The organism is Acinetobacter sp. V102_4, assembly GCF_031799005.1.
GTDB lineage: Bacteria > Pseudomonadota > Gammaproteobacteria > Pseudomonadales > Moraxellaceae > Acinetobacter > Acinetobacter calcoaceticus.
Genome location: NZ_JAVQNR010000026.1, coordinates 1 through 578 on the forward strand (window position 1 = coordinate 1; position 578 = coordinate 578).

General features: G+C 51.2%; 1 protein-coding gene. It reads right to left on the reverse strand.

Annotation, left to right across the window (positions count from 1 at the left end; genetic code table 11):
• Positions 1-578: Ig-like domain-containing protein (locus tag RMB13_RS00640; RefSeq protein WP_311084121.1), on the reverse strand; the 578-nt coding region annotated here is incomplete at both ends.

Genomic DNA, 578 nt, shown 5'->3' on the forward strand with positions numbered 1-578 from the left:
TTGAAGCTGCCATCTGTACCTAACTCGTCTGCATTCAGGATTCCGTCGCCATTTAAGTCTTCAGGGATCGTGATCGCACCGATCAGGTCTGCCGGTACAGTATCAATAGTGAGTGTTGCTGTATCAGTTGCAATATTTCCAGCTGGATCTGTCGCAGTTACGGTGACTGTATGTGGACCATCTGTTAATACAGGCAATGTATTATCTGCAAGTGTCCAAGTACCATCACCATTGTTCACTGCCGGATAGTCAGTTCCATCAACATTCACAACTATTGTTGCTGTTGGGTCATTGACTGTACCAGTGAGCGCAGGTGTGCTGTCGTTGGTGAGTACATCATCAAGCGCAACCACAGGAGCTGTGATGTCGGCAGAGACTGTACCTGTGCCTGGCAATGAGGTATTGCCTGCAGGGTCAGTGGCTGTTGCCGTGACTGTATCGCCATCCACCAGGTTACCCGGGTTTGGTACTGACCAGCTGCCATCTGTGCCTGCCACTACGGTTGCAGTCGTGCCATCAGGGAAGCTGACTGTTACGGTTGAACCCGCTTCTGCTGTACCGCTGACTGGATCGGTTGC